Annotated in this window: 5 protein-coding genes; all 5 read right to left on the bottom strand. The window is 33.6% G+C overall.

Annotated elements, in window-relative coordinates:
* Positions 1–468: phospholipase D-like domain-containing protein (locus tag AACS98_RS06445; protein WP_198161122.1), on the bottom strand; the 468-nt coding region annotated here is incomplete at its 3' end.
* Positions 469–477: 9 nt separating this feature from the next.
* Positions 478–1,317 carry an adenylate/guanylate cyclase domain-containing protein gene (locus tag AACS98_RS06440; protein WP_066377497.1) on the bottom strand — a complete coding sequence of 280 codons (840 nt, stop codon included), beginning with the start codon at positions 1,315–1,317 and terminating at the stop codon, positions 478–480.
* A 25-nt stretch (positions 1,318–1,342) separates the two neighbouring features.
* Positions 1,343–1,972, bottom strand: coding sequence for a hypothetical protein (locus AACS98_RS06435; protein WP_066377494.1), 630 nt, complete (start codon positions 1,970–1,972; stop codon positions 1,343–1,345).
* Positions 1,973–2,053: 81 nt separating this feature from the next.
* Entirely contained in the window at positions 2,054–2,839 is a 786-nt protein-coding gene (locus AACS98_RS06430; RefSeq protein ID WP_066377493.1) for a hypothetical protein, read from the bottom strand.
* 5 nt (positions 2,840–2,844) lie between these two features.
* Positions 2,845–3,822, bottom strand: a 978-nt coding sequence (locus tag AACS98_RS06425) for a TaqI-like C-terminal specificity domain-containing protein (RefSeq protein ID WP_304439100.1), incomplete at its 5' end; no start/stop codon positions are given.

Genomic DNA, 3,822 nt, shown 5'->3' with positions numbered 1-3,822 from the left:
TATATTTAGTTCACGGTTGGTATCAATCCCCGCCGGGGTGAAGTTACTTGAGCCAACTATGGAGTAATGGTCAAATATATAGGCTTTGGCGTGTAAAAATTCCCCATTAGTTGCACCGTATAGCCTGACTTGAATATGCTCTTGCTGCAAGTAGGCAATCATCTGGTCAATTTGCTGCTTGTACTTGGCTTTAAATTTTTTCTCCTCTAATTGTTGCTGAATATCACGGCGAAAGTAACGGATTAAGTCAATGCGATCGCTTTCTGCTGGTCTGATGGTGGGGTCGCGTCCAATGAGTAACCGCAGACTAGTAAGTTGGTTCATGGCAGCTTCCAGCCGCACCCATGCCTCGATGCGGAAGAATCCGGTGGCAATGTCGAGGATAATTTGATTTTCATCCTCGATTAAATACTGGAGGATGGTTTGGAGTTTGTGCTGCGAGTTGTCGATGTAGTCGGGTAGGGGCATTTTAAATATTTAAGATTTAGCATTATCAAGGTTTAATATGTTTTGGCAATAGAATCTACCATGAATTGGACACCAAGCAGACGTTAAGCTATAAGCTTTATTAAAATCAAATTTATTTTCTTCTGTAACATTTTTAGGAAGCCATAATTCACTAAAATTCTCTTGCGGTATACCATTAGTACAACCACAGGACTTTAAAACAAAATCACTTTTGAGATTATTAAAATATCGGTCTGATACAAGAAGTTCATCAATATTAGCTAAAGAGGCCAATTTTGCCGCCATATTAATTGGTTTTCCAGCCCAAACTTCATTGTATCTATAAGGGTCTTGTCTATTCTGATTAACTTTAAGCCCAATCTTTCTGACTAAAACAGTTTTTTGATCAATTCCATAATGTCCACCGACTATTATGCCTTTTGTTTTTTGTTTGATTTTTGGTGTGAATACTTCTTTAACAAAAGTTTTAAATGTTACTGTTGCTGCTAAAGCTCTATAAATTTGATTGCTATTAAATAGTGCAAAAACTCCGTCGCCTTTAATATCAATATAAGGAGTGTCAAAATCATGAAATATTTGAATTGCTGTATTAGTGAATAGTTGATAAGCACTAGCCATTGTTCTGTCTTGTCGAGTTACACTAAGTTGTGTTGAGCCTTTCATATCAACAAACACACAAATTAAATCAGGTATTTCTAACCAATGCCAAGGTTTGTCAGAAGATTGTATTCTAATATCATCTGTCTTGGGAATTTGGTTAACTTTTTGAGTAGTAACGCCACGCTCATAAATTTCGATTTGTTCATTTATGATTGAGAAGCTAGAATTTAAAAACTGATTAGGTTTCATATTTATTTCGTAAATTACAGCTAAATTACAAATGATGATACAGAATTAAGCTAATAACCATACAAACTGGGGTTATAGCAATTGCACATAGAGCAAATCTTACTGACCAAGCAGATAAAATAAATTTCTGTAAGGTTATATCTGAGTTATTTATTATTTGAATACATATATCTCTTGCTTCTTTGGTATAGGATATTGGATTTTGATGCAAATAATATTGAGTTATGGCATCTAATAACTTATCTGGGTTAGGTTGTTTATTTTTTAACTCAACATATTTTCTTAAATGTCCAAAAAAATAGAAACTATCCTTACTTGTATCTGGTATCATATTTTTAGATTTATGAAATAGTTTCCAAAAATATGTATCACTATCAGTTTTTGGTAGAAAAGATATAATCGCAAAGACTGAACTGAATCCAAAAAATACTAGAGATAGCTTCATACTTAATTCAATAGAGACTATTATAGTATTAACTGCACTTAGGTAAGTAATAATAGCTGTTATAGATGCTCCACAAAATGCAATTATTAAAGCATTTTTAGCTTCAGCATATTTTAACCAATCATTTATAAGGGCAAAAATTATTAGTAATTTATTTACTAATTTTTCATTAATTTCTTCTGGTGATAATTGACTTTGATTACTTTGCATATTAACTAAACATTCCTGATAATTTGGATGCTTTTTTTATGATTTGAGTTATGTTGTTAATGTAATTTGTAAAATACATACTTATTGATTGGTTATTTCAGTAAAATTTTCAGTATTTATATCAGATGGTATTGTGTATCCTGCTTCTTCAGATTGTGTATGCTTTACTGAAACCTGAATAATATACTGTGGAGGATATCTTTCATCTTGTTGATATCCTTTTGCAGCTTGTATGATATCGTCGTCAAATTCCAGGTCTAATCCATGTATATATCTGTAAGCAAACTGATATGAAAAAGCTGTGGAAAACCTGTAAAGATTGCGATTGTAAATATTAAATTTACGAGCCAAATTAATCGGTACTAATGAAGCATATAAAGGTGTTGGAAAAAAAGCTTTTTTGTTTTGTAGATAGTTTTTGAAATTTTCCTCTTCATCTATTCTTTCATGATCATATAGCATTAAATAAGCGTGAGGTGCATTATTATAGATTGTATCCAATTGCTTAGGCTTAATTGCCGAAAAACTGTTATTATTAATTCTCTTCGCTTCAATTAGGGCAACTCCTTCAATACTTTCTCCATCGTCGTAATCAAGCTTAACAATAATAGCTATATCACCATATTTTTCTTCTGCATTTAATTTCCCATCAAATTTAAAAAAATTTGTTTTGATTTTAATATATTTATTACGTGAATACTTAACTTCTACTTCTCTAAAAGTACGCCTTAATCCTTTTAAGATATCGCGTGTTATGTAATCTTCATTCCAGTTATTTAGATTATCTTGGATAATATCTATAATTACTTGGCTAATTGCCTCTTCAAGTTTTTTAACAAATTCTGGAAATTTTAAATAGTTTGTCATTGCACTTACTCGCCCCTGATAATTTTCTTTTCTTCAGCAGTCAACCCATACAAATGAGCCACCCTATCATCAATTTCTGCTTCCCACTCCTCCACACCCTGACCTTTAGCATCAAGACACTTTTGGACTAGGATTTCTATCGCTAGGCGGTCTGCTTCGGGGGCGGTGGGTATGGGGATTTGTGTAACATAAGTAGTTTGCATGGCATAAGCTCCTCCTTGTAACTTGGAAATTATATTTTTTAAAAAAAACCAAATAACTTTTGAATTTAGTAATGACAATACATAAAAATTGGTATCCGGTATCAAAAAAGTTTTATTATTAGAATAAGCTCCTGAATTATCCCAAGCAAATGCTTGATAAGTAGCAATTTCTTGATACAAAATCTTAGGCTTATCAAATTCTTGCCAATAAGTAGCAGCGCACCTTTGAAGGGCATACCACTCATATCTAATTCCTGTTTCGGCTTGATTTCTTTCTAAGAGCTTATTTTTAAAACTGAGTAGATGTTTATAAATTGCTGGATATGCCTTTTTAAACTCTTTTTCGGCTTTGATTGAAGCCCCTTCAATTGAATTGTCTTCATGTAAAGGAAAATGCCAAGGAATAAACAACAACCATAAATCAGGATTATCCACACACCACCGCTTAACATCCCTTCCCCTCAAAAACGGTTTCAACACCTCAGCAGATGATTCATGTTCAGCAATCAACCTATCCCGTGTTTCCCTATCAACAACAAACGCTTCATTACAACCTGTTTTAATTCCGTAATAAAACCTACCATTGACATACTCACCCAACGGTGTACCCGCAGTTCTCAGCTTATCCAACAACCGCAACACAGCCGGAGATTCCAACCGCCAACCATCAGCCCCCAATTCCTTTTGAGGCATATAAAAACTGTGGCTTTTATACACCGAATTAAACTCTTCAACAGTTTTCCCCGCTTCCCAATTCAACACCAATGCCTGATGATTATC

It is taken from the genome of Anabaena sp. CA = ATCC 33047 (assembly GCF_963870205.1).
Taxonomy (GTDB): Bacteria; Cyanobacteriota; Cyanobacteriia; order Cyanobacteriales; family Nostocaceae; genus Trichormus.
The sequence above is the reverse complement of the archived record's forward strand: the minus strand, read 5'-3'. Positions and strand labels throughout refer to the sequence as shown.

Coding starts and splice junctions, on each gene's coding strand:
- AACS98_RS06430 (WP_066377493.1), bottom strand. CDS start 2,839: ATGACAAACTATTTAAAATTTCCAGAATTTGTTAAAAAACTTGAAGAG.
- AACS98_RS06435 (WP_066377494.1), bottom strand. CDS start 1,972: ATGCAAAGTAATCAAAGTCAATTATCACCAGAAGAAATTAATGAAAAA.
- AACS98_RS06440 (WP_066377497.1), bottom strand. CDS start 1,317: ATGAAACCTAATCAGTTTTTAAATTCTAGCTTCTCAATCATAAATGAA.